Below are 24227 nucleotides of genomic sequence, written 5' to 3'. Positions count from 1 at the left end.
ATTATCCCATTAAGTATCTGCGTTATTTACGAGTTGTGGCAGCTGCTGAACACCTGACGCGTTGTAATGTCATGTGACATTAACATACTGGTCTGGCGGATCATCCGCTGGCATCTATACTCCTCCAATAGGATTAATCTCAGTCACCATAGCATGTATGCCCGGGACCCGCGATGGACTGCCTTACACACATCAGACAGAGGTAAGACATGTATATTCGACTGGATCTTTTTGCCGACATGCTCGGCATCCGGCCGGGCGACCTCCTGCGCGCAACGCGCACGGATGGGATGCTGGCTGGCCTCCCCCTCCCCCGGCGTCGTCAGGTACGCGGCGCCGCCGTGATGTTCCTGAAAGATGAAGCCATCGCCTTTTCTAGGCAGTGGCAGACGCGATCATCTGAACCCTCTCCTCCGTACGCCGGTGAAGCGCTTGTGTCGCTGGATGAATTTGCGCGCAAGTCGGGTATTGCCCCGCTGGCGCTCTGGCAGGCCGCCAGTACCGGAAAGCCTCTGCGGGGGATTGCCCTGCCGGTAGCGGTGAAAGCTCAAGGTAACCAGTTAATGTTTTCTGCGTCGGCCGTTGAACGGTTTACCACAGAATACAGGTGCTGCTTATCGAAAAAGTAAATTAAATCAGCTTATTGCCAGTTTTTTTATTTTTTGCCGGGTTTCCTCATCATCCGGCTCTTCTATGATTATTAACTTACAGACGGAATACTGATGAATCGCACCGAATGGCTGCTGAAGTTCCGGCGATACAAGAATCTGGAAACGCTGGAAAAGGTTTACGAGCACCTTAGCTATACCGGAAACCCCGATGAAGAATTTGCCATGACGCAGGCCTATGACCATCGCAAAGCCGAACTCGTTGCGGGCAATCTGTTTGACCGTGTACCTAAGCACGTCTGGCAGTACGTAAAGTAATCCACTACAGATGCCGTCCATCCTGACGGCATAATCTCTGCCAGTAAACGGCTGTAAGTTCCGGATATCCGGTTCGCGTCAGAAGGCCGCGCACGCCTGAAGCACGCCCTCAGCGAAAATATCATCCACGTCAGCCGCTTAGCTAGACCGCCGGAATGCGATCATGCGTACAAAAACACGCCGCCTTCACGTCCGCCATCCTCGTTTCTGAATTATCCACATTAACCGCGAGACGGTTTTAATATATCTTTAAACCGAAAAGACGGTTAACTGCTAACCGGACTTTTACAATCCGTGATGATCCTTCCCAAAAAACCCGATTCCCTTTCTTTTGAAATCCGTTATTACTTACTTTTGAGAGTAAAACCTATACGGCTGCGCCCTGTGAACTATTAAATGCCCGCACTCGCCGCCAACAGACGTTCGCGCCGGCCCGTTACAGCCGCTTCGCGACTGAAGGCAGCTCCCGCAGATTGCGGTCAAAAGGCAGCAATTTCAGTAACACCAGACCCAATGGCCAGATACCAGAAATCATCAGAATCGGGTTCTATATGGCATTGAGTGAAACCCACCCTGAAAAGCATCGCGACCCTATCCGGAGGGCCGGAACAGAGTCGCTTAATAGATGGATATTGTAACTTCAGTATTGTATCGCTGTAAGGCAGATGCCCGCGGTATCTTTCTTTTGTTTCCGACCATCAGGATGATGCGCGCCTAAATGGCCGGAGCTTAAACGGCGTCCGTCAGGAGGGGTGTTGAGCTTTCGCCCCTCCGTTCTGTAACCGGCTCTGCCGGGCTCGCGGCGCCCGATGGCATCAGCGCCGTACTGAACGGTTTCCGGCGCCTCCAAGCCGCTGAAGCGGCATTCACAGGACGGACTGCGCACTGCTCGCCCGTCTGTATCGGTCTGGAGGAAAATGCTATGCAGGTCACCGAAGAGATGCGTGAAAACTCAGAAGAAGCTTACCGCCTGACGGGCGAGGTGGTGCTCAGGCTGGCCGACGCCGGACTGGAGACAACACGGCTGCGGATTGCAGAAATATTTCGCGAGGAGCTGAATACGCCGGGGAAATGGTCTCCCAGGATGAGAGAGGTGTTGTCAATAGTCATCGATAAACTGGAGATTCTTCCGGATACGCAGGACGCAGAGCCTCACCCGAGGCCGTAAGCGGCCGGCGCGGGGTTTAATGTGAACCTTAACGGCTCTGGAATAGTCGTCATGCATGAGCCCGTCTGAGGGACGCGGCGCTGCCTGAACGTAAAGGGTATGGATAAAGCAAACCCTAACGTCAGCCACCTTGCCTGGTGCGGACTCGTGGCGCTTCACACGGCCCGTCGCGACGGGCTTTCGGGTTCGGCCTCACAGGAAAACCTGTTCTTGACCCGCTGGCTGCTGAAGGAGGGACGGGGAAAAGGGCTGCGCGCCTACTTACCCGGTAAGCTTGACTACCTCTGGCGCGCCGCCAACGGCAATCTCCGGGCCCGGAACGACCTGTTCCGGCTGCAGCTCGCGCTGCACGCGGTGAAGCTGACCTCCCTGCATTTCCCGGATAAGCATCTGCAGAAGTTCCGGTGTGAGTGTCCCGCGGATACGCAGCGTACCGGCGGGCAGAACCAGTTCGCAGCAGGAAGACGCCTCCGCAGAGGGTATCAGCGTGGGAGCCGGTCTTTCGGCAGCGGTCAGCGTCACGGGGAACAGTGCTGGCGTATTGGCCGGAGTCCCCAACAGCCCCTGCTGATAAAGCCGGCGCCAGTTGAACAGCAGATTGTCATTGATGTCATTTTCGCGGGCAAGCTGCGCCACGCTGACGCCCGGCATCATCGATTTCTCCACCAGGGCGATTTTGAACTCCCGGGGGAAGTTGGGGCGGCGTGGCCGCCTGTGAACTGCCGGTGTTTCAGCAGCGGCAGGGGTAACTACGGGAAGAACGGACGATTTTCGGGAGTCCTGCCGGTACAGGCGTTTATCCAGGTTTCTGGCATCGACGCTGACCGGCAGAGGCCAGACCAGGCCAGCGTTCTTAAAGCGAACGAAGAGTTCGCAGACGGTGGTTTTGGGGATGCCTAACCTGCGCCCCGCTTCTATTCGCGAAAGATTTTCATCGAAATGAAGGCGCAGTGCCTCCATGATCCATATCCGGTTTTTCACGCGATAATGTCCATTAAAAATGATGGACACTATTGTCCCGCAACGGGAGGCAACCGGACAGACGGTCTACATGAGCCGCTTACGAGAGATCCGCCATCAAGCTGGACATTTCAGTGATGCAACCGCACAGAATTTTATTAGTGTATCTCCAAAACTTCATGAGGATATAGCCCATAAATTGGCCGAGTCCTTTTATGAAGAAAAGCAAAAATAATGGCGTATAGGGGGGATACTTAAGCTTAATTTTTAGCTTTGTGTATCGCCCAGATTCTTTTTACCTGACTTATGCTGCAGCCTGCCAGGGTGGCGGTCCGTTCAATCGTCATGCCGGATTCACGAAGCGCAATAATGCGCTCGTGCGTTTTATTGTCTGGCCTTCGCCCTTTGTACTTACCCGATGCCTTTGCCAGCTCAACGCCCTGCCGCTGTCTTTCCCTTCGCGTTTCGTAGTCGTCACGCGCCGTCTGCAGGGCAACCTTAAGCAGCATGTCCTGGACTGACTCAAGCACGATTCTGGCCACGCCGTCCTGACTTATGGCCAGCTCGGACAAATCCACTATGCCGGGGATGGCCAGCTTTGCCCCTTTAGCTTTTATCGAGCCTATCAGCTGCTCTGCCTCATTAAGGGGAAGACGGCTGATGCGGTCAATTTTTTCGGCCACAACCACTTCACCGGGTTGCAGATCGGCAATCATGCGCTGGAGTTCAGGCCTGTCAGCTCTGGCACCAGATGCTTTCTCTTTATAGATGCCAGCGACATAAAAACCCCTGCCCCGGGCATCTTCAATAATGCTGTTCTGTCGCGTCAGTTCCTGTTCATCCGTACTGACACGAAGATAAATACGTGCAATCTGCATAGCTTTAGCGGCCCCACCCTCTTAACGTAAATAATCCCTGAGCGCTTCCCGGCCGCATGTCGCTCACAATGCGCCTCAGCGGGGCTTTGTGTAAGGGCGTACTGTTCACGAGCGCCATTAGCTTCCGCTGTGCCTCGATCGCCGAACGGCTGGCTGACGAATATTTACGGGTTCTTAAAAGACGGTCCCATAAGCTGATGTTCATCAGGCGGTTTGTCAGAACATACATGGCTGTAAGCGCCTGACGCACCTCAGTCTCCTCTTCGGGCAATTCACCCTCCGCACAGAAGTCTCCCGGGGGACTGAGATAAGTTTCATCCAGTGGATGGTTTACTAAAAGGCTGAAGGGTTTCACTGCGATCTCCGGGAATGTTTTCAATACGGGCAAACGATGTTAACTGAGGGAGTGAAATTCTTTGTACGTCGTCCCCTGGATATTTATGTCGTCCCGTACCCTGATTTCAACGTGAGCATCCGGGCTGAGAAACGCAATTTTCTCTGCCTGTTTAATCTCAGTCGTGCAGATCGCAACCATTCCGGCTCGCCAGAAAGCAGAACGCCATACAGCATCAGGTTAACGTCATTGACAGTGGCCACATGTACGACGCGCTCCACCCTTCCCGAAAAAGTTTTCGTTTTTGTCACCGGCATGCATCACCCCTTTTTTATTAAGGTCTTGTGGCGGTCAGTTAGAGTATACTTAAAATGGCCGTAAGTATTATGAATGTTCAACCTGAATAGAAACCAGAGAACTGGAATAATTAAGATAAGCAATGTTAAAAGATAAATTATATAATTTGGCCCTGGTAAATTAATATGCATTACTCAGTATTTTACCGGAGCACCGTCATAAAAGGCACAATAAGAAACACATATTCTTTGATTATAATATGCCAAAAAATCCCCCCCATTATTTCACCAACCTATCACAGTACTACTACAGTAATGTGAATGTTTAATAAAATTTCATGAAAGTATAAATTAACATTGACCTTTATACCGTCAGCCATCAAAAATCACCCTGCCTATAATGATATAACACAGGGAAAACAATGGAGAAAATACTGGTTACAGGTGGTGCGGGTTATATAGGAAGTCATGTTGTAGAAATTTTGCTTCAGAATAACAAGCAAGTTCGGGTGCTGGACAATGGCATGTTTGGGCTAGGGGCACTTTACCCCTTTTATGAAAATCCTCGTTTTGATTTAATAAAGGGTGACCTGAGAAATATGTCTGACCTTAAAAAATCACTTAAAGATATTGAGGGGGTGATTCATCTCGGAGGGATTGTTGGTAACCCGGCATGCAGCTTCGACAAATTAACCTGCCAGGATGTCAATGTGACAGCCACAGAACGTCTCGCCAGTGCATCAGCAGAAGCAGGCATCAGCAGGTTTATATTTGCATCAAGCTGCAGTGTTTACGGTTATGGGGACAATCTGTTTACAGAAGAGTCTGAACTCAACCCAGTAGACTATTACGCAGAGAGTAAAATTTCTGGTGAGGAAGTGATAAAGCAGTTTTCGTCAGATATGATAATGACGAACTGCCGTTTTGCTACAGTTTTTGGTGCATCTCGCAGAATGCGTTTCGACCTTGCCGTGAATGGGATGACGGCCTTAGCGCTGAGTGAGGGTATATGTCACGTTCATGGCGGTGGCCAGTGGCGTCCATTTATCCATTGCCATGATGTGGCAAGGGCCCTGTGTAAAATCATCTTTTCCCCGGAGAGCTCGGTAATTAACCAGACGTTCAATGTTGGATCAGATGAGCTGAATATGACTCTGGCACAACTGGGGGACAAAATTGGACAATTAGTTCACAATTCAAAGGTAGAAGTCCACGGAGCGCTTTCAGATAACCGCAGCTATCAGGTTTCCTTTAAAAAAATAAGGGAAACGCTCGGTTTTGCTTCCAGCATTTCCGTAGATAAGGGCATTAGCCAGATTATCAGTCTTCTGGACAGCCATATTATCCCCAGCCCCACCTTGAACATCTATAGTAATCTTAAAACCACTCAGCAACAGGCGGCATAAATGGAAATTATAAAAAAGTCCATGACTGGAAATCATCAACAGGAGTTCCCTGAAGGCCTTCCCTTCCTGAACCCCTTTCTGCCTGAATTCAGCGAGATTGAGAATAACTTAAAGTCAGTTATTGCTTCTGGCATGCTGACGAAGGGTAAACTTAACGCCCTTTACGAAAAAAATGTCAGTGAGTTCATTAAGTCGGAAAACGTCATTGCCGTTTCTTCAGCAACCACAGGCCTTATTCTCGCCCTGCTTGCCATGGAAATCACAGGAGAAGTACTTGTTCCGGCATTCACCTTTTGTGCAACTGCAAATGCCATTGTACGGGCCGGCGCCAAACCGGTATTCGTAGACTGCCTTCCTGATACATATACAATTTGTCCGAAAGATCTGGAAAGTAAAATCACATCTGAAACGCAAGCCATCATGGCTGTTCACGTTTTTGGCATCCCTGCAGAGTGTGAAAAGTTACAAGAAATTGCGAATAAATATGACCTTAAGCTTATTTTTGATTCTGCTCATGCCATGGGATCAGAGCTTAATGGCCTGAAAATCGGAAGTCTCGGGGACGTTGAAGTGTTCAGTACTACACCAACGAAAACCCTGGTTACCGGAGAAGGCGGGTTAATCTCGACCAATAACGCAGCGCTGGCAGAACGCGTCAGAATACTTAAAGAATATGGTAACGGTGGAGATTATGATAACGCCTTCGCTGGATTAAACGGGCGGCTCAGCGAGATGCAGTGCGCACTTGGCATCGCCTCTCTCACTCATCTGAATGAAAGTATCCGTCTTCGCACAAATCTGGCGGAGATTTATAAAGCGATTATCTGTGAAATACCCGGCATTGCGCTTCAAACTGTTCCTCACAATGTGAAAACCACTTATAAAGACCTGTCGATCGTTGTCGATGCAAATCGCTTCGGCTGTGACAGAGACAGACTGGCTGAAGCACTGCTGGAAATGGGGATCCCCACGAGGAAATACTTCTATCCGGCACTGCATGAAATGAAAGCCTTCTGTAAGTACTCTCACACGCCTCTCCCCGTCACGGAAAGTATTGCGCGGAGTATCCTTTGTCTTCCTTTATATCCTGATCTTTCAAAAGATGATGCCGAAAAAGTGGCTCGAGCAATACGTACTGTTCAGGAACATCATTCATAATTGCGGGTAGAGCATGTCATACGTCAAACATATACGAAGCATGATAGGCCATCAGCTACTGCTTTTGGCAGGGGCTAACGTTATCATTCTGGACAAGCATCAACATGTGCTGCTGCAACATCGCACGGATGGAAGCTGGGGACTCCCTGGCGGACTGCTTGAACCAGGTGAATCACTGGAACAGACGGCAATCCGTGAGGTAAAAGAAGAAACCAACATCGATATTCATGAGCTGCATCACCTTAATGTTTTTTCTGGTCCTGAATATACCTTTACTCTGAAAAATAAAGATGTAATTAATGTCATCACCTCTCTTTATTATTCAGCAGACTGGTCCGGAGAGATAATAAACGATCCGGAAGAAGGGCGAGCGCTTGATTTTTTCAGTCTGAATAACCTTCCGGATACCATGGATGATGAGTATTTACACTATCTGCGATATTATCGGGAAAGGAAATGTTAAATGGGTCAGTTTGATTCGCATCCTGACGATTTATTCATACGGGCTTCGGCCCGTTTTACATCAAAGAATTCAACCTTATTCATCGCTTTGCTTTCGTTATTTCTCTACATGGGGTCTGATTTTCTTTCAAAATTGCTTCTGAGCAACGTTCCTGTTGCATGGATAGCACTATTTCGTTTTAGCTTCGGGTTGCCTCTTTTATTTTTTTGCAAACGAGGTGCTTTCAAAAGCAGTAAAACGTTAACTTTCGCAGGTGCTAACATAATCAATTCCGTGTGCGGAGTTTATGCCATTGTAGCAGGCAGTCTGTCGGGTTTTGCACTGGCAGGGCAATTAAGACCCGTTTTCTTGATTTTATTTAGCGCAGTTATTTTTAAAGTGAGTTACAGTCCAAAGTCCTGGTTGTTATTCATTTTAATAATCTCAATTAGTTTTTTGATATTCAGAGTAGATAGTAACATTGGCCTCTACGCGAATTACATTTACATTGTTAGTGTGGCGCTCCAGGCTTTTGTTTTTGCTGGGTTAAGCCGTGAGAAAGATAATCTTGTAAATTATCTTTCTGTTTATAACTTTTGCGGATTTATTCTGACTCTTATTTGTATTTTATATAACAAAATCCCGGCGCCGGACGCCATTAAATTCAACTGGATGGCTATCAGTGGAGCGCTGGCAATGGCCGGAAGCATCCTGAACATTATTTCCCTCTCTACACCATTCAGGCTTGAAGTTAGCTCAGTGAGTTATATCAGGCTTCCTTTGACACTCCTTCTTTCAGGTCTGTTTATGGGTGAGAGAATTTTATCATCAACATGGATATGCTGTATTTCTGTTCTCTATCTCGTATATTTACTGAGCAAAACTTCAGCCAAGACTCAGTAAGTCCTGTTGGCTTCGTAACCATAGTGCTGAATAAAGTGTTATGGTTACTATCAACAGTATGAATAGCCACGGCTTTAACAGACACCTCGGAGTCATTTAAGATGGCTTAAAGAGAGGTGCCCATGAGCGGTAAGCGTTATCCCGAAGAGTTTAAAATCGAAGCAGTCAAACAGGTTGTTGATCGCGGTCATTCTGTTTCCAGCGTTGCAACACGTCTCGATATCACCACCCACAGTCTTTACGCCTGGATAAAGAAGTACGGCCCGGACTCATCCACTAATAAAGAACAGTCAGATGCTCAGGCCGAGATCCGCCGACTCCAGAAAGAGCTGAAGCGGGTTACCGACGAGAGAGACATACTAAAAAAAGCCGCGGCGTACTTCGCAAAACTGTCCGACTGAGGTACGCCTTTATCCGCGACAACCGCCGTTGCTGGCCTGTTCGTTTGCTCTGTCGGGTTCTGGACGTCCATCCGAGTGGATTTTATGTCTGGCTTCAGCAGCCACATTCACAGCGTCACCAGACAGACCAGATGCTGACCGGGCAGATCAAACAGTTCTGGCCTGAGTCTGGCTGCGTCTATGGTTATCGCAAGATCCATCTGGACCTGCGGGATAGCGGGCAGCAGTGCGGAGTGAACCGGGTCTGGCGGCTGATGAAGCGTGCCGGTATAAAAGCTCAGGTTGGGTACCGTAGCCCACGGGCACGTAAAGGCGAAGCCAGCATCGTGGTACCGAACAGGCTCCAGCGGCAGTTCAATCCGGACTCACCAGATGAGCGTTGGGTGACGGACATAACCTACATCCGAACTCACGAAGGCTGGCTGTATCTGGCCGTGGTGGTTGACCTGTTCTCCCGGAAAGTTGTCGGCTGGTCAATGCAACCCCGCATGACAAAAGAGATTATCCTGAACGCATTATTAATGGCGGTGTGGAGGCGTAATCCTCAAAAACAGGTACTGGTTCATTCTGATCAGGGCAGTCAATACACGAGCCATGAGTGGCAATCGTTCCTGAAATCACACGGTCTGGAAGGCAGCATGAGTCGTCGCGGTAACAGCCATGACAACGCGGTTGCGGAAAGCTTTTTCCAGCTACTGAAACGCGAACGGATTAAGAAAAAGATCTACGGAACACGGGAAGAAGCCCGCAGTGATATTTTTGATTACATCGAAACGTTTTATAACAGTAAGCGTCGGCATGGCTCGAGCGATCAGATGCCACCAACTGAATACGAAAACAAATATTATCAACGGCTCGAAAGTGTCTAGATTATCCGTGGCGATTCAATTGTTTATTCAGGCAGCAACTACCTCTCACAGTCATCGAACTGGAAAAGGCCAAGATACTCCTTTGAAAATATATTCATGGCCCTCAACGCTACGTTCTCAGTCGTCGAATCAGGCACAGCTATTCATCTACATGTACAAGGGGACTGTTAGTCCCCGTATGTAAATGAACAGTTAGAACCGGATCTTCTCTCCCCGGCGGCGCATGCTATGCTCCCGCTAAAGCCGTAAATCAGGCAGAAAGCGGATCCACCGGATGCCGCCTTACGTTAATTGCAGGTTGGTAATATCACCTGTGGTATGTGTCCGGCCTTTACTGAATGCAGGGTAACTATCACAGAGGGTTTTGCCATTACTGTTAATTATTGCATCAGAAATAATAAGGTGGATTACAGTGAATCTGATCGACAGTCACACGATGGACGACATTGCTGCCCTCACGCGGGGCGTGTTCCGGCTGCGCGAACTCTGGCTCAGGGAAACGCGGATCGCCGGGGGAACGTGGCAGGCGGCGCAGGTGCGGCGCGAGATCGTCACCGGCGGTGGGCGGGTCATCTGCACCCTCAGCGGCGACGGCGGCCTTGTGCCGGGGTTGCATCCGCGCCGGCGGTTCAGGGGGGACGCGGGCAGCCCGGAAATCACGCACGCCGGGGATGCCGGCGTCCGGCTGGAGCGGCTTGACGCGCACCGCGACAGGATACTGGCGCAAGCCGCCCTCCCGGGGCTGAGCCGCGACGGCGATCGCGCCCGCTGAACCTGCCGGTTCCGGATGACAGGTGGGAAAACACAACAGAGCAGGAGCACAGGGGTATGGATGGCGGGATTTCGGTTTGGGTGCCAGTTATCAGCGCGGGCGCCGGTATTGCAGGCGCGCTGGGCAGCCAGTTGCTGTCGCATATTTTCATTACACGTCGTGAAAAGCGGGCATCAGAAGAAAAGCTGAACCGGGAGCGGTACTTCATCGCCACCGAGCTGGTCTTTATACTGGAAAGGTTCAGTGAGGGCTGTGTTCCTGTCGCATCAGATGCAGGGAAACCTGATGAACAGCAGGGGGGCTGGTATGCCGAAACAGACTTCCCGTCATTTGATTTTACAGAGGTCAGCGGAGACTGGCGGTCCCTGCCCCAGCGTCTGATTTACCAGTTACGCGAGCTGTTTATTCAGCAGGAAGAAGCAAAGCGGATTATTCAGAGCGCCTTCGAATTTGACGATCCGCTGGAGCCCACTGAAGGTTTTTTTACCCGGCAGTATCAGGCGACGCGTCTCGGACTTCGCGCGCTCATACTGGCTACGCGCCTTCGCAAAGTTTGTGGCATGCCAAATGCTCAGCTTCTTCGCGGCCCTAGTTCTGCGGGAGACTTACTGTGGCTGCTGTGGCGTAAACACCATCAAACTCAGGTCGCCCACCTCATCCAGACAAAGCTTTTCTGGGAAAATGTTCAGAGTCAGTTAAAGGAGTCATAAACATGGCCACAACGTTAAACAGGATGTCTGCGATGTGACCGGCCTCATCTCTTACGGGAACACCACACCGCCCGCACACCTGCCGGTGGCCAAAGACTACCCGGCCGCGCTGGCCCTCCGCCAGATGGCCGCGCTGGTCGACGACCTTCCGAAGAACCTGCTGGCGCAGGAGGTCAGCGCCCTGCTCCACTTCATGCCAGACCTGCGCCGCAAGATGCTGTTCACCACGCTGTGGAACACCGGCGCGCGCATCAGCGAGGCGCTGGCGCTCACCCGGGGAGACTTTCTGCTGCGCCAGCAGTACCCGTTTGTGCAGCTGGCCACGCTCAAGCAGCGCGAGGCAAAGGCGGATCTCCGCGCAGGACGCCTGCCTGCCGGCGTGGTGCCCCACCGCCAGGTGCAGCTATCCGGCGCGCAGTACGTTAACCAGCCTGAGATGATGATCGCCACCCTGCATCTTTAAAACCTCATATGAGTAAATACTCATATGAGGTTTGGTTCAAGGGATGTTTTGAAGGTGTATTTAATGTTTTATATCAATGAGATAGTGATTTTATTGTGAGCGTATACTCATTTGTGTTTTTGAGCTAATGTGTAAAAACTCTTTATTCCTGCTCTTCGAGTCTTTATACTCATTTACTCACGGCTTCATTTGAGTTTTAACGAAGGGATTATCTAATATGAAGGTTATTTCTTTTCTGAACCCAAAAGGTGGTTCTGGTAAGACTACTGCTGTTATCAATGTCAGCACAGCTATGGCCAGAAGTGGGCACAATATTGCTGTAGTTGATACAGACCCCCAGATGAGTCTGACAAACTGGAGTAAGTCTGAAAAAGCAGCATTCGATGTATATACTGCTGCCTCAGAAAAAGATGTCTATGGAATACGCAAAGATCTTGCTGATTATGATTACGTTATCGTTGACGGTGCTGGTTCGCTGTCCGTAATCACCTCCGCTGCCGTGATGGTCAGCGATCTTGTCATAATTCCTGTTACCCCAAGTCCTTTAGATTTCTCTGCAGCTGGCAGTGTTGTTACGGTGCTTGAAGCGCAAGCATACAGCCGAAAAGTAGAAGCCCGATTCCTGATCACTCGAAAAATTGAGCAGGCAACCATGCTCAATGTTCTTAAAGAAAGCATCAAGGATACCGGTGTTAAATGTTTTCGCACTGCAATAACTCAGCGACAGGTGTATGTAAAATCAATTCTCGACGGTGACAGTGTGTTTGAATCCAATGATGGAGCAGCTAAGGGGGAAATAGAAATCCTTACAAAAGAGATAGTTAGTAGTGTTGAGTGAATGAGTAGTTACACATATGAGTATTGATGATACTCATGCACTCAATTACTCATTTGGCTAAAATTTTTGATGCTCTATTACTCAAAAGCTCAAAAGCTCAAAAGCTCAAAAGCTCAAAAGCTTAAAAGCCTAAAGGCTCAAATACTCAGGTACTCAAATACTCAGTGAAATTATCTCGTGGAGAGTCACATGGCGCTTGAAAAGGCTCATAGCAGCAGTAATAAGAAAATGACTTTTGGTGAAAACAGAGATCTTAAAAACGTTGTCACCCCTCCAGTTGTGACTGGAAAAACTAAGCGTGTAAACGTCAATTTTGATGAGGAAAAGCACCTGAGATTCAAGGCTGCTTGCGCCAGAAAAGGTACTTCTATAACAGACGTCATCAACCATCTTGTTGATGACTGGCTTAAAGAAAACGAATAAAAGCGATCCCATGATTAATCTGCTGGCTATAAAGTTACAAGCCATTTGAGAAGATGTTAGGGGCACTGAATCTGAAGGTCATAATGAACAGACTGGTTACTTTAATTTTAGGATTTATGGGGCTTAGAAAGCTCGATGGCAAAGACAGCAAAAGCGCTGCTGAATGGGGCTTTCTCCTGAGTGCCCTGTTCATCGTGCCGCTCTTTTTCTTGCCGCACGCCAGCGAGCTGATCAAAATTGGCCTTCAGCTGCTGTGGGGGGGCTGCGTTTCGCGCGCGGCATTCATGGCCAACGACAGCTGGAAGCAAAACAAATCACGCTGAGCGATTGCAGCGTGATGGAGAGTCAATAATGTTAATGCATGAACTGTTTAAGCAGGTCCGCGGGCAGGGAAGGGTAATGACTACAATCACCCAGTCTGCAGATATGTTTAAAGGCAACGTTCGCCGGCGGCGTCCCGCGTTTGACGAGTGGGTCCGGAAGCTGCATCCTGGCGACAGACTGCCCCGGGGGCGTTACTTCAGGGACAAAAAACCGGGGCTTCCATTCTTACTCATGGATGAATTCTGGATTTATAACCAGTAAGGAGAGCAGCTCCCCGACCGAGACCCTGAAACGTCCGGAACATCCGTGGTATCTCAGAGCACCCGAGCAACGGGAATGTCGCTCCAGCGCGTTGTCCAGGCAGGAGATAACATCTCCCGCTTCATTTTCCATTCTGTATTCACGCCCTGACCCGCAAACCACAGGCTGCCGAGCCCGGACTGGTTGATGCCGTCCAGTACTTTCATCAGCTGCGCGCTGTTGGCCCGCGGCTTATCCTCATCGAACAGGTTCAGCTGACTGACGCCGTCTGGCGTGAAGTCATCGAGCATGATGCCGGCCTTCATGTAGCGTCGCCCTTCAAGCCAGATGCGGTCGAGCGATCGCATGGCCACCTCAATCACGTCGCGCGTATCCTGCGTGGGTAGGGTGAGATTCTCGCCGGCGCTGTTGCCGTAGAAGACTTCTCCCTGCGCGTGCGGCGAGGTCCGGATAAAAACGCTGATGCGCCGGCAGAACTGGCGCTCATTTCTCAGCTTCTCCGCCGCACGGGCGGCGTACTGACACAGTGCTTCCTGCATGGCCACTTTTGTCGTAATGCGCTCACCAAAAGAGCGGCTGCAGACGATCTGCTGTTTCGCCGGCGCAAACTCCTCGAGGGGAATGCACGATTCCCCGTTGAGCTCGCGAACGGTGCGCTCGAGTACCACGCTGAAGTTTTTCCGGATGAGGGCAGGGTGCGCGCGTGAGAGCTGCAGGGCGTTTTCAATGCCCATCAGATTGAGTCGTTTGCCGATGCGCCGGCCAACGCCCCATATCTCCTCTACGGGCTGGTTTTCCAGCAGCGTCGCGGTACGCTTCGGATTATTCGGCGTCAGTGCCAGCACCCCGCGGAACTGCGGCCACTCCTTGCTGGCCCATTGTGCTGATTTTGCGAGGGTTTTTGTCGGCCCCATGCCCACGCCGACGGTCAGGCCGGTCGTGGCCAGCACGTGGGCGCGCAGGCGCCGGCCGAAGTGCTCAAAGTCCTCGCAGCCATCAATGCCGGTTAAATCGAGGAACATCTCGTCAATGGAGTACTGCTCGACCTTCGGCGTCATTTCCTCCAGTGCCATCATGACCCTGTTCGACAACGAGTGGTACAGGGCGTAATTTGAGCTAAACACATGTATTTTATCAGGATATTCCTCATTTTTGATCTGAAACCACGGTGCGGCCATCTTTATGCCGAGTTTTTTGGCAGCGGCGCTGCGCGCGATGACGCAGCCGTCATTGTTGCTCAGCACCACCACCGGCCTGCCGCGCAGGTGAGGGCGGAAGAGCGCCTCGCAGCTGGCGTAAAAGGAGTTAACGTCGGCCAGACCAAACATGGGCATGATCACCTCCGGCGGGCACGGGTACTGTTAAAGAACCATGTCACGACGCCGAGCAGCTGCAGCTCATCCGGGTAAATCACCGGGTAGGCCGGATTCATGGGCAGCAGCGCGAGTCTGGGCTGCAGCTGCAGACGCTTAACCGTAAACTCGCCGTTGACCTCGGCAATCACGATATCGCCGTGAGCGGCTTCCTCGGCCCGGTCAACCACCATGACGTCGCCGTCGTAGAGGCCCAGGTCCCGCATGCTGTTGCCGCTGGCGCGCACGAAGAAGGTTGAGGCGCGCCGGCGGATACACAATTCATTCAGATCGAGCTCTTTCTCGAAGTAATCCTGTGCAGGGGAGGGGAAGCCGGCGGCGCACGGATTGGCATAAAGCGGTACCCTGACCCTCGGCGTAAAAATGGGTGGCCAGAGCAGCGTCAGGCCGGCGGTATAGCTGCCCGGGTTCATGATCTGATGCCCCGGCCATGCTGCAGTGTGACTTCAAAAGTGCTGAGTAAATCGCGCATAAAATTCCTCCTGTTATTTTACTGTTTATACATACAGTATTATCGAGGGGGAATTATCTGGCAAGAGGGAGCGAAACGGGTTGGCGCAGAAGCGAAGCCATCTGACTGACCCACCGGGAAATATTTAGAAAGGTCGGCTGGCTGATACTGAGTGACGACACCCTGCTCAGGTCAGGGTCGGCAGACGTGGAGAGGCGTTTCCGGTTGTACCCTTACAGCCCGGCGCTCAGGGGCCGGGCTGGTTTTGTTGAAATGCTGAATAAGCGTAATGTGCGTAAGCAGTCTATGCCGGCATCGGTGAAATGACGCTTCCTCGGCACGACTGTTCGTTCCTCGCGCTGCTGCGGTACGCCTCAGCCGTGACTGCGGCGAGCGTGGCGGGCTGGCAGTTAACGGCAGGTTTTTTTTCCGGACCCGTTGTGCAGGCCTGACGGATCGTTCTAATCTGGATGAAACTCCTCATCAGCTTCCGGGGCAATCTATGGATGGCCACACCTCTCCCGCCCGCTTTCTCGCTTATCTTCTGACGGAGCACGATATCTCCGTGACGCAGCTGTGTGACCGCTGCGGGCTGGACAGCGATATCGCCTGGGCTTTCCTGGCGGGGAGCCTGCCGGTGACGCAGACGCTGGCGGAGCAGCTGGGCACTGTGTTCCACTCCCCCGGCTTCTGGCTCACCCGTCAGGCCCTCTGGATGCGGACTGAATCAGATGCTGACGCACCCGCCGGTGGCGACGGGACACCACCGTGCTAAATTAACCGGTGCCGGTACGGGATTATATTCTCCGCCTTCACCAGGGGGTAAATAAACTGCAGCCCGTACCGGCACCCTGCATAAGCAGATGTCCGGACACTCTGTCAGCCATCGCCGGTGTTCCGGATAATGTCAGGCCCCTGGTTGTGAACGTTGCCGACCTTTGCCGCTACCGGATGCCATGTGAAGACGGACTCAGGCAGCGCCCCGTCACGCACAATTTCTGCCGCGCGCGCCGGCGAAGTGTCATGACTCAGCCACTCCCGGACCGCGTCGGGCTTCAGAACGAGAGGACGGCGATCGTGTATATCTACCATCCCCTGATTGCTGGCTGCGGTGACGATGACGAAACCCTCCTGCCCGTGCTCCCGGTCAAAAGGCGGCTTCCCGATGGCCGCAAAAAAAAGCGGCTCTCTGTTTCGGTGATAAATGAAGTAGGGCTGTTTCCTGGCACCGCTTTTTTTCCACTCAAACCAGCCCGATGCCGGCACAATGGCCCGCCCGTGTTCCCACAGGGGCTTAAACATACGCCCTGTCGCAGCCGTTTCGCTGCGGGCATTGATGAGCGGCGGTTTATCCCACCACTCCGGACCGTAGCCCCAGTAAACAGGATCAAACTTCAGCTCGCCGTCACGTTCACTGAGCAACAGAACCTTAGTCCCCGGCGCCACGTTGTACCGGCCAATGGGTTCAGCATCCCGGGTCAGTTCTTCCGGGCCAATACCCAGAGCGTCAAAGTAGTCATCTCTGCTGCTGTACTGCGCAAATCGTCCACACATAAGCCCCTCCTGCTATTCAGCATAGGCGGTATACTTTTGTCCGGAGGGATTATCATGTCACATAACCTTGCCGACCGGCCCCGGGAAGAGCGCGATCGGATCAGCGTGGATTTAGCCGCGGCCGGTGTCGCGTACAAAGAACGCCTGAATCTGCCGGTGAACCCGGCAGAGGTAGAGCGTCAGCAGTCAGAAGCGTAGCGCGAGTATTACAGGGAGCGACTGGCTTTCTCTGATGATATTAACGTCCGTTTCTGGCACAAAGTGGACCGTACTTAGGCGAATTTCCGCTTTGAGCGAAAAGCGGGCATTAACGCCCAATTAAAGTGTGAAGCACGTATTCACCATACTCAATTTGAATACCTTAATCACTAAATTTGAACCAAACTGAAAATGCCAAGCGTGCTGAGCCATTCTTAAATTGTTTGTTATATTTCAAGCACGACAGAGTCAATAGACAACCTTGAGTTATCAGAAATATCCTCGACAAACTCAGCCCACGTACCTCTCTCGACTCTTCGACTGCAATAATGCGAAGTAGCCCTAATGAAGCCAATAGCGACGTCATACAAATCTTGGATAAATTCTTCTATAATAGCTTCGTTGTTGTCACCGTAGGATAAAAATATAGAGTCACGATAGTTCGCTTTACCACGGTATCTAAATGCCTGAATAAGGAAATTAACTTGTCCTTTTTCTAGTGCGTGATCGCGAACTTCGCGAGCAGCTTTCGTGCGAAAGTTGTCAACACCAAGAGCTTTGAAATCACGAGAAGTTCTCACCCTCTCTTCTGTTTCCCACTTTTTGTAGCCATGAGTCCCCTTTAGATAGGAAACCAGTGCACCATGAGCAGTTTCATTATCATAAGCTCTATCATTCAGGTCGAAACGGTTAGCACCTCTATATGCAGCAATCTCGGCATCTGCAGTGTTTGAAACTAAACTAGTTAGAAGAAGATTAAATGGATATGGGATAAGTTCTTTTTCCGCGATATCTGACTGCCAAACTTTTGCTGTGGCTGTATGTGTCTCTTGAATAGAACCAGAAGATGCTGCAACCATCGCGCTAGCGGAAAAATAGATACTGTAATACCAAGAAATAATAGCTGAACGACATATGTCATATTTATCTTCGACATCTTTATTCATACTTTTCAAAGATGACAGATTATGTAAGGCCATCATTGTGTTCTCAAACACAAGCGTATCAGCTTCACGATTGACAGGTCTACGTTGTACCCGAGCATATAAATCATTTAGTTTATCATCGGCACAAGCGCCACCGTTAACGACTTCGGCAAGGGCCCTCATCCAATTTACAGTCCCCTGAAACGCAAACCGGGGCTCTGCCTGATCACCGGCTTCAAATAGCCTGTCTAATAGCCACTTACTCATGATAAACCTTTGGAAACATGCGGTTATTCAGCGGAAAAATCTGTATCTAAACACGGACTTTTCCACGTTTGTAAATTTAATGTGTGGAACACTACATCGCTTTTGTATAACTGACAACAGCTTATAGGTACAGCCGGGAATTGTATTTGTTATAAATACGGATTAATCCACCTAACAAGTGGTGGCGATACCTTGATCCGGACAAGATATTTTTGCAGTGCAACAACGTCTGCAATTGGCACAAAGCAGCCCTTGATGAAGATACCTCGCCGCTTCTCTTTACCAGATATGGCAGCTTATCTGTAAGCGGCACATTAAAACCGTATTGACTCTCAGCAATAATGAAATCTGTTTTGACAGCGGTGGGGTTGAATATGTACGGAGACTGTTCATTCAAGGTGACCGGTGAGCCAGCGCACAATTCTTTACTAAAATTTTTGCGACATGGTTTACTAACCTTCTGAAATAAATGTCTTTTTGTTCGAATGCCCAAAACACCTCGGGCATTCACACAGTACCCCACGAATTAACAATGTATATATCTATATGCAGTGTTTCTTACCCGAAAGGTGACACATGGCAGCGCAACAATATGCTGATTTCTCAGCCAATCACACCCTGCTGTTGACTACCGCTATCAGCAAATTCTTCCGCCGGATTATCCCTATGTTGGCGGTAATGCTGATTATCAACCAGATTGACCGGGCCAACATAGGCTTTGTCAAAGCAGAGCTTCAAACCGATGCCGGCATCAGTGCGGCAGCATTCGGTCTCGGAGCCGGACTCTTTTTCATCGGTTATGCGCTGTTTGAGGTGCCGAGTAATATCATGCTGAAAAAGCTCGGTGCGCGGGTGTGGCTGACACGTATCATGATCACCTGGGGCATGGTTGTGGTACTCACCGGTTTCGTCAGTTCTCCGGTGCATTTTTATTTGCTTCGTTTTCTACTTGGCGTAGCAGAAGCGGGATTCTTCCCCGGAGTTTTATTCTATTTCAGGCAGTGGGTGCCCAATGCCTGGCGCGGGCGCGCCACCGCGATGATACTGAGTGCAACTGCCAGTGCGTTTCTGTTCTCCGGCCCGCTGACCGGAGCAATTCTGATGATGCACGATTTTATGGGCATCGCCGGCTGGAAATGGGTGATGTTTATCGAAGGCAGTGGATCTATTGTGGTTGGTCTGCTGGCGGCAATGGTACTGGTTTCCCGACCGGAACAGGCACGTTGGCTGTCTGCCGATGAAAAACAGGCCCTGACGTTGCAGCTGGCTCAGGAAGATACTGCGCGTAATGAGCTCTCACAGGAATATGGTCGCTGGGGATTGCTGAAAGATCGCAGTCTCCTGTTTTATTGCCTGATATTTTTCACTATGACTATGACTGGCTACACGCTGGTATTCTGGCTGCCGCAGATCATTCAGCGCATTCAGGGATTCAACAGTTTTGAATCCGGGTTGCTTACAGCTGTTCCCTGGTTATGCGCCATCATTGCCCTGTTTCTTCTGGGTAAAACCACCGACCGCTATTGCGACAGACTTGATAAAGGGCTGGGGCTGGCAATGCTGCTTGCCGCCTGCGGTACATTTATGGCTACTACAGGTACTCCCTGGTTCGGTTTTGCCGCGATGATAGTTGCCTGCATTGGCTCAAAAGTCAGTGCGGCTTTTTTCTGGCCGATGCCACAGGCGCAATTGCCCATGGCTATTGCTGCACCGGGCATTGCATTAATCAATTCTGTCGGCAACCTTGGAGGGTTCTTTGCTCCGACAGTCTTTGGCTACCTGGAAATGCAAACCGGCAGCACCCGTGGGGGACTGTATGCACTGACCAGCATCTCGGCGATCACCGGCATCTGGTTGTTGATGCGGCGCAGGCCGGTTCCCCCCGCCTTTGGTCATATGGAGAAGGAGAAGCACCATGTCAGAGAGTCCAGTCATTAAATCAATGCGAATTGTGCCTGTTGCCGGTTACGACAGCATGCTGCTGAATATTGGTGGCGCGCATAACTGTTACTTTACCCGTATTCTGGTAATTATGACCGACTCCGCAGGACACCAGGGGGTAGGCGAAACGCCCTGTCATGCGACAACGTTAAAATTGCTGGAACTGTTCAGACCGCAGATTGAGGGGAGTTCATTGCTGCGCCTCAATGCCACCCTGAGTCAGTTATTTGCCAGCGATGCCCGCCATCAGCAAACAGCACATACCCGTGATATTCATATTCCGCAGATGAACCCTGAGAAATTCTACAATGCCGCGGCCGCAATTGAAGCAGCATTGCTGGATTTGCAGGGCCAGTTTCTTAACCTCCCGGTGGCGGATCTGCTTGCCAGCGGCAGGCAACGCGACCGTATTCCTGTGCTGGGTTATCTGTTCTATATCGCTGATCGCAGTAAAACCACCATGAATTATCAGGCGGGCCGTCGAGACAAAAGTGACTGGTTCCGGCTGCGGCATGAACCAGCGATGGACAGTGCTGCGGTGGTACGGCTGGCAGAAGCTGCACAGGACCACTATGGTTTTCGCGACTTCAAACTGAAGGGCGGTGTTCACCACGGCGACGTAGAGGTCGAGACAGTTGAAGCGTTATTGAAAAATTTCCCGCAGGCCCGTGTGACAGTTGATCCCAATGCCTGCTGGTCACTGGGAGAGGCCATAAGCTACGGCCGGCAACTTGCGGGAAAAGTGCCCTATCTGGAAGATCCCTGCGGGGCAGAACAGGGCTACTCCGGCCGGGAGACGCTGGCTGAATTCCGGCGTGCCACGGGTGTGCCGGTCGCAACAAATATGATCGCCAATGACTGGCGTCAGCTGAATCATGCTTTGCAGTTGAATGCTATTGATATCCCGCTTGCTGACCCGCACTTCTGGACGATGCGCAATGCTAACGTGGTGGCACAATTGTGCAATGAATGGGGACTGGTCACCGGCTGCCACTCCAATAACCATTTCGATATCTCTCTTGCAATGGTGGCGCACCTGGGCGCGGCTGCTCCGGGAGAGCGTCAGACGGCGTTTGATACGCACTGGATTTGGCAGGATGGCCAGCATCTGACAAAGCAGCCGCCGCAAATCCGTCAGGGTTACCTTGAACTGCCCGAAGGGCCGGGACTTGGCATCTCACTGGATATGAAACGCGTAGAGGAAGCACATGAACTCTATAATGCACTGCCGGATAAAAATCGCAACGATGCACTTGGTATGCAATTTCTGATTGAGAACTGGCGGTTTGATGCAAAAAGACCGGCTCTGATCCGCTCCTGAGTCAGGAAAAACTGGTATCGGATAGCCGGTATTGTAAGAACCCGTATTCATTCTCAGAGAGATGTAATACCGGCTTTCCACGGCATCAGATCACGTACACGGTTAGCCGGCCAGTCCTGGATATGTCCCAGTACATAACGGAGCCACGCTTCGGGATCAACACCGTTCATCTGGCAGGTGCCGATCAACGAGTACAGAACAGCAGTTCTTTCTCCCCCCTCGTCTGAACCGGAAAATAACCAGTTTTTTCGGCCGAGAGCCACACCGCGCAGCGCGTTCTCCGCAATGTTGTTGTCAATTTCTGCCCAGCCATTTGTACAGTACAGGTTAAGGGCGTCCCACTGTTTCAGCAGGTACGCGAATGCCTTCGCCGTGTCGGAGTGGCGTGACAGTTTTGTCATCCGGCTCTGTATCCAGTCGTACAGCGACTGCATCAGCGGAACAGTTCTGGCCTTTCTCACCGCCAGTCGATTTTCTGCCGGACTGCCGCGAATCTCGGCTTCAATGGCGTACAACTCGCCAATACGCCTCAGTGCCTCGGTGGTGATATCGGTCGGCGTATGGACATGCACGTCGAGGATTTTTCGCCGGGCATGTGCCATGCAGGCCGCTTCAGAAATTTGGCCATCCTCATACAGGGCATTGTACCCGCCGTAAGCGTCGGCCTGAAGAATACCACTGTACCCGCTCAGATGCTGCTGTGGGTGCATGCCCCTGCGGTCCGGCGAGTACGCGAACCACACCGCAGGTGGGAGCTGTGACCCCGCGTTGCGGTCATCCCGCACGTACACCCACAGCCGGGCCGTGCGCGTTTTGCCGCTGCCCGGTTCCTGCACCGGTACCGGAATATCATCAGTGTGAACCTTGCCCGGCATCAGCACGTACTGGCGCAACAGTTCATACAGGGGTTCCAGCAGCTCACTGACCGCACCGGACCAGCGTCCCAGCGTGGCGCGGCTCAGCTCAACGCCCTGCCGGCGGTATATCTCAGACTGGCGGTAGTGCGGTGTGTGTTCTGCGAACTTCGCTGTGACGATACGTGCCAGCAGACCGGTGCCGGCGTAGCTGCGCTCAATGGGTTTTGAGGGCATGGGTGCCTGAACGATCTGGTCGCACTGACAGCAGGCCAGCTTCGGCCGCTGCGTTTCGATAACCTTAAAGGCGCTGCTGATGAGATCCAGCTGTTCTGAGATGTCGCAGCCCAGCGGACTGAGGTCACCGCCGCAGGCCGGACAGACCGCATCTTCCGGCAGCAGCGTGATGGTTTCGCGTGGAAGTGAGTCCGGCAGCGGTTTACGGGTTGAAGACTGGCGCAACGACTGTGGGAGTACCGGGTCATGCTTCTCACCCAGCACTTCCGTCATCTCCTCCTGCAGTGCACTGATGCGTTCTTCTGCCTCCCGTACCTGGCGCTGCATTTTGTCGCTCAGCTTTTCGGAGCTTTTGCCGAACTGCATGCGCTGCAGCTTCGCAACCAGCGCCTTCAGCCGGCTGATTTCGCTGGCGTACGCCGCCACCCGCTGTGACAGGAGGCGGTTATATTCGGCCATCTGCTTAAGGCTTCGCTGCTGCGTATCCAGCAGGGCCCGGAGCCGGGTGTTTTGTGCAGAAAGTGAGCGTTCCATTCCTCCACCTTACTCCGGTTCAGATACGCAGGCCAGGCCGTTCTGTCCGCTGCGGATGCTTCCAGTTGATGCCTTCCAGCAGCATCGCAAGCTGTGCCTGAGTGAGGTGTACCCTGCCGTCACGATTCACCGGCCAGACGAAACGCCCCCGCTCAAGGCGCTTCATAAAAAGACAAAGACCATCGGGGCCTGCCCAGAGGACCTTAACCATATCGCCGCGACGGCCACGGAAGATAAACAGATGACCGCCGAACGGGTCGGCGCGCAGCGTATTCTGCACCTTTGCCGCCAGCCCGTTAAAGCTGCAGCGCATGTCAGTCACACCGGCAACCAGCCAGATACGCGAGCCTGCAGGAAAGCTAATCATATTTCATCTTTCCTTAGTTCACTGACCAGCGACCGCAGCAGTTCCGGTGTCATGGGGCCCGTCAGGCTCAGAGTGCCGCCCGGCAGGGTAAGCTTGCAACTGATTACCGGCATCGTCTCCGCAGATACGACATTACCTTTCCGGGCAGGAGCCGGAAGGGGTTCTACTGTAACCGGGATAAGCCCGGCGCGGGTGGCGGGGGCAAGCATGCCGTGCCGGTGCTGATTTCGCCAGTTAAAAATCAGGTTATCGTTAACGCCGTTTTCCCGCGCCAGCTCAGCCACACAGATGCCGGGTTGCAGGCTCAGCTCCGCCATGCGGATTTTGAACTCCAGCGGCCAGTCAGGCCGGCGTTTTTTGACGGGCTGATTCGTCTCAAGATTAAAAGCGTAGAGTTCAGCCTCGAGCTTTTCCGGCGTGTAGTCCGCCGGAAGCGGCCAGGCAATGCCGGTGCGCCGGAAACGCGTAAACATCTTGTGGGTAGCCGAGGCGCTGATGTTCAGCTTCTCCGCGATTTCACGGTATGTGAGAGCGTCATTGTACCGCAGGCTCAGCGCTGAGATGATCCAGGGCCTGTTGGTGTAAGGCGTGTTTCTGTCCACGGTAATGTCCATGTTCGCGAAAGTGTCCATGGTAAGAAACACGGGCAGAAATGAAAGACGGTCTGAACGA

General features: G+C 51.8%; 24 protein-coding genes and 3 pseudogenes. 18 read left to right on the top strand and 9 right to left on the bottom strand.

Annotated features, from left to right (window positions below):
- Positions 1–209 precede the first annotated feature (209 nt).
- The 3 genes from AC6I8P_RS23650 (at position 210) to AC6I8P_RS23640 (ending at position 2094) form a co-directional block, all read left to right on the top strand.
- Positions 210–629, top strand: a complete 420-nt coding sequence (locus tag AC6I8P_RS23650; RefSeq protein ID WP_059012372.1) for a hypothetical protein — start codon at positions 210–212, stop codon at positions 627–629.
- Between the two features lie 93 nt (positions 630–722).
- Positions 723–926, top strand: a complete 204-nt coding sequence (locus tag AC6I8P_RS23645; protein ID WP_059012371.1) for an Hha/YmoA family nucleoid-associated regulatory protein — start codon at positions 723–725, stop codon at positions 924–926.
- A 922-nt stretch (positions 927–1848) separates the two neighbouring features.
- A complete protein-coding gene (locus tag AC6I8P_RS23640; RefSeq protein WP_059012369.1) occupies positions 1849–2094 on the top strand; it encodes a DUF2767 family protein in 246 nt (81 codons plus the stop codon).
- A 366-nt stretch (positions 2095–2460) separates the two neighbouring features.
- On the opposite strand, the pseudogene tnpA (AC6I8P_RS23635) reads toward AC6I8P_RS23640, so the two are convergent.
- Positions 2461–3105 (bottom strand): annotated as a pseudogene (tnpA, locus tag AC6I8P_RS23635) (IS66-like element accessory protein TnpA); the annotation flags it as partial.
- Positions 3106–3314: 209 nt separating this feature from the next.
- On the bottom strand, positions 3315–3932 hold the full coding sequence (locus AC6I8P_RS23630; protein WP_059013098.1) for a recombinase family protein: 618 nt from the start codon (positions 3930–3932) through the stop codon (positions 3315–3317).
- Between the two features lie 1052 nt (positions 3933–4984).
- On the opposite strand from AC6I8P_RS23630, the gene AC6I8P_RS23625 reads away from it, so the two are divergent.
- From AC6I8P_RS23625 to AC6I8P_RS23575, 11 genes and pseudogenes are all read left to right on the top strand, one after another.
- Positions 4985–5968 carry an NAD-dependent epimerase/dehydratase family protein gene (locus AC6I8P_RS23625; RefSeq protein WP_059013080.1) on the top strand — a complete coding sequence of 328 codons (984 nt, stop codon included), beginning with the start codon at positions 4985–4987 and terminating at the stop codon, positions 5966–5968.
- Positions 5969–7126, top strand: coding sequence for a DegT/DnrJ/EryC1/StrS family aminotransferase (locus tag AC6I8P_RS23620; protein WP_498031370.1), 1158 nt, complete (start codon positions 5969–5971; stop codon positions 7124–7126).
- 13 nt (positions 7127–7139) lie between these two features.
- The gene (locus AC6I8P_RS23615) at positions 7140–7589 is read left to right on the top strand and encodes an NUDIX domain-containing protein (RefSeq protein ID WP_059013076.1); all 450 of its coding nucleotides are present in this window, start codon (positions 7140–7142) and stop codon (positions 7587–7589) included.
- Entirely contained in the window at positions 7590–8471 is an 882-nt protein-coding gene (locus tag AC6I8P_RS23610; protein WP_498031369.1) for a hypothetical protein, read from the top strand.
- Positions 8472–8593: 122 nt separating this feature from the next.
- Positions 8594–9741 (top strand): IS3 family transposase gene (locus AC6I8P_RS23605; protein ID WP_498031368.1). Its coding sequence is split into 2 segments (ribosomal slippage): positions 8594–8831 and positions 8831–9741, totalling 1149 coding nucleotides; the frame shifts between segments, so codons are not numbered across the junction.
- Positions 9742–10153: 412 nt separating this feature from the next.
- A complete protein-coding gene (locus AC6I8P_RS23600; RefSeq protein WP_498031367.1) occupies positions 10154–10513 on the top strand; it encodes a hypothetical protein in 360 nt (119 codons plus the stop codon).
- Positions 10514–10569: 56 nt separating this feature from the next.
- Complete coding sequence (locus AC6I8P_RS23595) at positions 10570–11223, top strand: hypothetical protein (protein WP_059013037.1); 654 nt, start codon at positions 10570–10572, stop codon at positions 11221–11223.
- Between the two features lie 34 nt (positions 11224–11257).
- Positions 11258–11683, top strand: a pseudogene (locus AC6I8P_RS23590) (site-specific integrase); the annotation flags it as partial.
- 220 nt (positions 11684–11903) lie between these two features.
- Complete coding sequence (locus AC6I8P_RS23585) at positions 11904–12524, top strand: AAA family ATPase (protein ID WP_059013035.1); 621 nt, start codon at positions 11904–11906, stop codon at positions 12522–12524.
- Positions 12525–12713: 189 nt separating this feature from the next.
- Positions 12714–12947: a plasmid partition protein ParG gene (locus tag AC6I8P_RS23580; protein ID WP_072217119.1), complete on the top strand. Its 234-nt coding sequence runs from the start codon at positions 12714–12716 to the stop codon at positions 12945–12947.
- A gap of 83 nt (positions 12948–13030) precedes the next feature.
- A complete protein-coding gene (locus AC6I8P_RS23575; RefSeq protein ID WP_059013031.1) occupies positions 13031–13270 on the top strand; it encodes a hypothetical protein in 240 nt (79 codons plus the stop codon).
- A 315-nt stretch (positions 13271–13585) separates the two neighbouring features.
- On the opposite strand, the gene umuC is transcribed toward AC6I8P_RS23575, so the two are convergent.
- Entirely contained in the window at positions 13586–14860 is a 1275-nt protein-coding gene (gene umuC, locus AC6I8P_RS23570; RefSeq protein WP_498013346.1) for a translesion error-prone DNA polymerase V subunit UmuC, read from the bottom strand.
- Positions 14861–14868: 8 nt separating this feature from the next.
- The gene (umuD, locus tag AC6I8P_RS23565) at positions 14869–15318 is read right to left on the bottom strand and encodes a translesion error-prone DNA polymerase V autoproteolytic subunit (RefSeq protein ID WP_072217111.1); all 450 of its coding nucleotides are present in this window, start codon (positions 15316–15318) and stop codon (positions 14869–14871) included.
- A 540-nt stretch (positions 15319–15858) separates the two neighbouring features.
- Here umuD and AC6I8P_RS23560 point away from each other — a divergent pair.
- On the top strand, positions 15859–16131 hold the full coding sequence (locus AC6I8P_RS23560; RefSeq protein WP_498031366.1) for an XRE family transcriptional regulator: 273 nt from the start codon (positions 15859–15861) through the stop codon (positions 16129–16131).
- Positions 16132–16235: 104 nt separating this feature from the next.
- Here AC6I8P_RS23560 and AC6I8P_RS23555 read toward each other — a convergent pair whose 3' ends face one another.
- On the bottom strand, positions 16236–16910 hold the full coding sequence (locus tag AC6I8P_RS23555; RefSeq protein ID WP_059012671.1) for an SOS response-associated peptidase family protein: 675 nt from the start codon (positions 16908–16910) through the stop codon (positions 16236–16238).
- 54 nt (positions 16911–16964) lie between these two features.
- Here AC6I8P_RS23555 and AC6I8P_RS23550 point away from each other — a divergent pair.
- Positions 16965–17105: pseudogene (locus AC6I8P_RS23550) on the top strand (DNA polymerase III subunit theta); the annotation flags it as partial.
- 230 nt (positions 17106–17335) lie between these two features.
- Here AC6I8P_RS23550 and AC6I8P_RS23545 read toward each other — a convergent pair.
- Positions 17336–18301, bottom strand: coding sequence for a hypothetical protein (locus AC6I8P_RS23545; RefSeq protein ID WP_006326560.1), 966 nt, complete (start codon positions 18299–18301; stop codon positions 17336–17338).
- Between the two features lie 576 nt (positions 18302–18877).
- On the opposite strand from AC6I8P_RS23545, the gene AC6I8P_RS23540 reads away from it, so the two are divergent.
- The gene (locus AC6I8P_RS23540; protein WP_059012673.1) at positions 18878–20239 is read left to right on the top strand and encodes an MFS transporter; all 1362 of its coding nucleotides are present in this window, start codon (positions 18878–18880) and stop codon (positions 20237–20239) included.
- Positions 20217–21563, top strand: coding sequence for an enolase C-terminal domain-like protein (locus tag AC6I8P_RS23535; RefSeq protein ID WP_222987197.1), 1347 nt, complete (start codon positions 20217–20219; stop codon positions 21561–21563). The genes AC6I8P_RS23540 and AC6I8P_RS23535 overlap by 23 nt, the downstream gene beginning before the upstream one ends.
- Before the next feature lie 53 nt (positions 21564–21616).
- Here the strand turns inward: AC6I8P_RS23535 and tnpC are convergent, their stop codons facing one another.
- From tnpC to tnpA (AC6I8P_RS23520), 3 genes are read right to left on the bottom strand one after another with little or no spacing between them, the layout of a single operon-like run.
- Positions 21617–23188: an IS66 family transposase gene (gene tnpC / locus AC6I8P_RS23530; protein ID WP_498031365.1), complete on the bottom strand. Its 1572-nt coding sequence runs from the start codon at positions 23186–23188 to the stop codon at positions 21617–21619.
- Positions 23189–23207: 19 nt separating this feature from the next.
- Positions 23208–23555 carry an IS66 family insertion sequence element accessory protein TnpB gene (tnpB, locus tag AC6I8P_RS23525; RefSeq protein WP_498031364.1) on the bottom strand — a complete coding sequence of 116 codons (348 nt, stop codon included), beginning with the start codon at positions 23553–23555 and terminating at the stop codon, positions 23208–23210.
- Positions 23552–24169, bottom strand: a complete 618-nt coding sequence (gene tnpA, locus AC6I8P_RS23520; RefSeq protein ID WP_064511420.1) for an IS66-like element accessory protein TnpA — start codon at positions 24167–24169, stop codon at positions 23552–23554. Before tnpA (AC6I8P_RS23520) ends, tnpB begins: the two co-directional genes overlap by 4 nt.
- Positions 24170–24227 lie beyond the last annotated feature (58 nt).

This window comes from gamma proteobacterium symbiont of Lampromicra miyakona, from assembly GCF_059730895.1.
Note: the sequence above shows the minus strand (reverse complement) of the source record. Positions and strands in the feature narration are given on the sequence as shown.

Excerpts from the sequence above, each read along its gene's own strand:
- AC6I8P_RS23650 (WP_059012372.1), top strand. The coding sequence starts at position 210 with ATGTATATTCGACTGGATCTTTTTGCCGACATGCTCGGCATCCGGCCG.
- AC6I8P_RS23645 (WP_059012371.1), top strand. The coding sequence starts at position 723 with ATGAATCGCACCGAATGGCTGCTGAAGTTCCGGCGATACAAGAATCTG.
- AC6I8P_RS23640 (WP_059012369.1), top strand. The coding sequence starts at position 1,849 with ATGCAGGTCACCGAAGAGATGCGTGAAAACTCAGAAGAAGCTTACCGC.
- AC6I8P_RS23630 (WP_059013098.1), bottom strand. The coding sequence starts at position 3,932 with ATGCAGATTGCACGTATTTATCTTCGTGTCAGTACGGATGAACAGGAA.
- AC6I8P_RS23625 (WP_059013080.1), top strand. The coding sequence starts at position 4,985 with ATGGAGAAAATACTGGTTACAGGTGGTGCGGGTTATATAGGAAGTCAT.
- AC6I8P_RS23620 (WP_498031370.1), top strand. The coding sequence starts at position 5,969 with ATGGAAATTATAAAAAAGTCCATGACTGGAAATCATCAACAGGAGTTC.
- AC6I8P_RS23615 (WP_059013076.1), top strand. The coding sequence starts at position 7,140 with ATGTCATACGTCAAACATATACGAAGCATGATAGGCCATCAGCTACTG.
- AC6I8P_RS23610 (WP_498031369.1), top strand. The coding sequence starts at position 7,590 with ATGGGTCAGTTTGATTCGCATCCTGACGATTTATTCATACGGGCTTCG.
- AC6I8P_RS23595 (WP_059013037.1), top strand. The coding sequence starts at position 10,570 with ATGGATGGCGGGATTTCGGTTTGGGTGCCAGTTATCAGCGCGGGCGCC.
- AC6I8P_RS23585 (WP_059013035.1), top strand. The coding sequence starts at position 11,904 with ATGAAGGTTATTTCTTTTCTGAACCCAAAAGGTGGTTCTGGTAAGACT.
- AC6I8P_RS23580 (WP_072217119.1), top strand. The coding sequence starts at position 12,714 with ATGGCGCTTGAAAAGGCTCATAGCAGCAGTAATAAGAAAATGACTTTT.
- AC6I8P_RS23575 (WP_059013031.1), top strand. The coding sequence starts at position 13,031 with ATGAACAGACTGGTTACTTTAATTTTAGGATTTATGGGGCTTAGAAAG.
- umuC (WP_498013346.1), bottom strand. The coding sequence starts at position 14,860 with ATGTTTGGTCTGGCCGACGTTAACTCCTTTTACGCCAGCTGCGAGGCG.
- umuD (WP_072217111.1), bottom strand. The coding sequence starts at position 15,318 with ATGAACCCGGGCAGCTATACCGCCGGCCTGACGCTGCTCTGGCCACCC.
- AC6I8P_RS23560 (WP_498031366.1), top strand. The coding sequence starts at position 15,859 with ATGGATGGCCACACCTCTCCCGCCCGCTTTCTCGCTTATCTTCTGACG.
- AC6I8P_RS23555 (WP_059012671.1), bottom strand. The coding sequence starts at position 16,910 with ATGTGTGGACGATTTGCGCAGTACAGCAGCAGAGATGACTACTTTGAC.
- AC6I8P_RS23545 (WP_006326560.1), bottom strand. The coding sequence starts at position 18,301 with ATGAGTAAGTGGCTATTAGACAGGCTATTTGAAGCCGGTGATCAGGCA.
- AC6I8P_RS23540 (WP_059012673.1), top strand. The coding sequence starts at position 18,878 with ATGGCAGCGCAACAATATGCTGATTTCTCAGCCAATCACACCCTGCTG.
- AC6I8P_RS23535 (WP_222987197.1), top strand. The coding sequence starts at position 20,217 with ATGTCAGAGAGTCCAGTCATTAAATCAATGCGAATTGTGCCTGTTGCC.
- tnpC (WP_498031365.1), bottom strand. The coding sequence starts at position 23,188 with ATGGAACGCTCACTTTCTGCACAAAACACCCGGCTCCGGGCCCTGCTG.
- tnpB (WP_498031364.1), bottom strand. The coding sequence starts at position 23,555 with ATGATTAGCTTTCCTGCAGGCTCGCGTATCTGGCTGGTTGCCGGTGTG.
- tnpA (WP_064511420.1), bottom strand. The coding sequence starts at position 24,169 with ATGGACATTACCGTGGACAGAAACACGCCTTACACCAACAGGCCCTGG.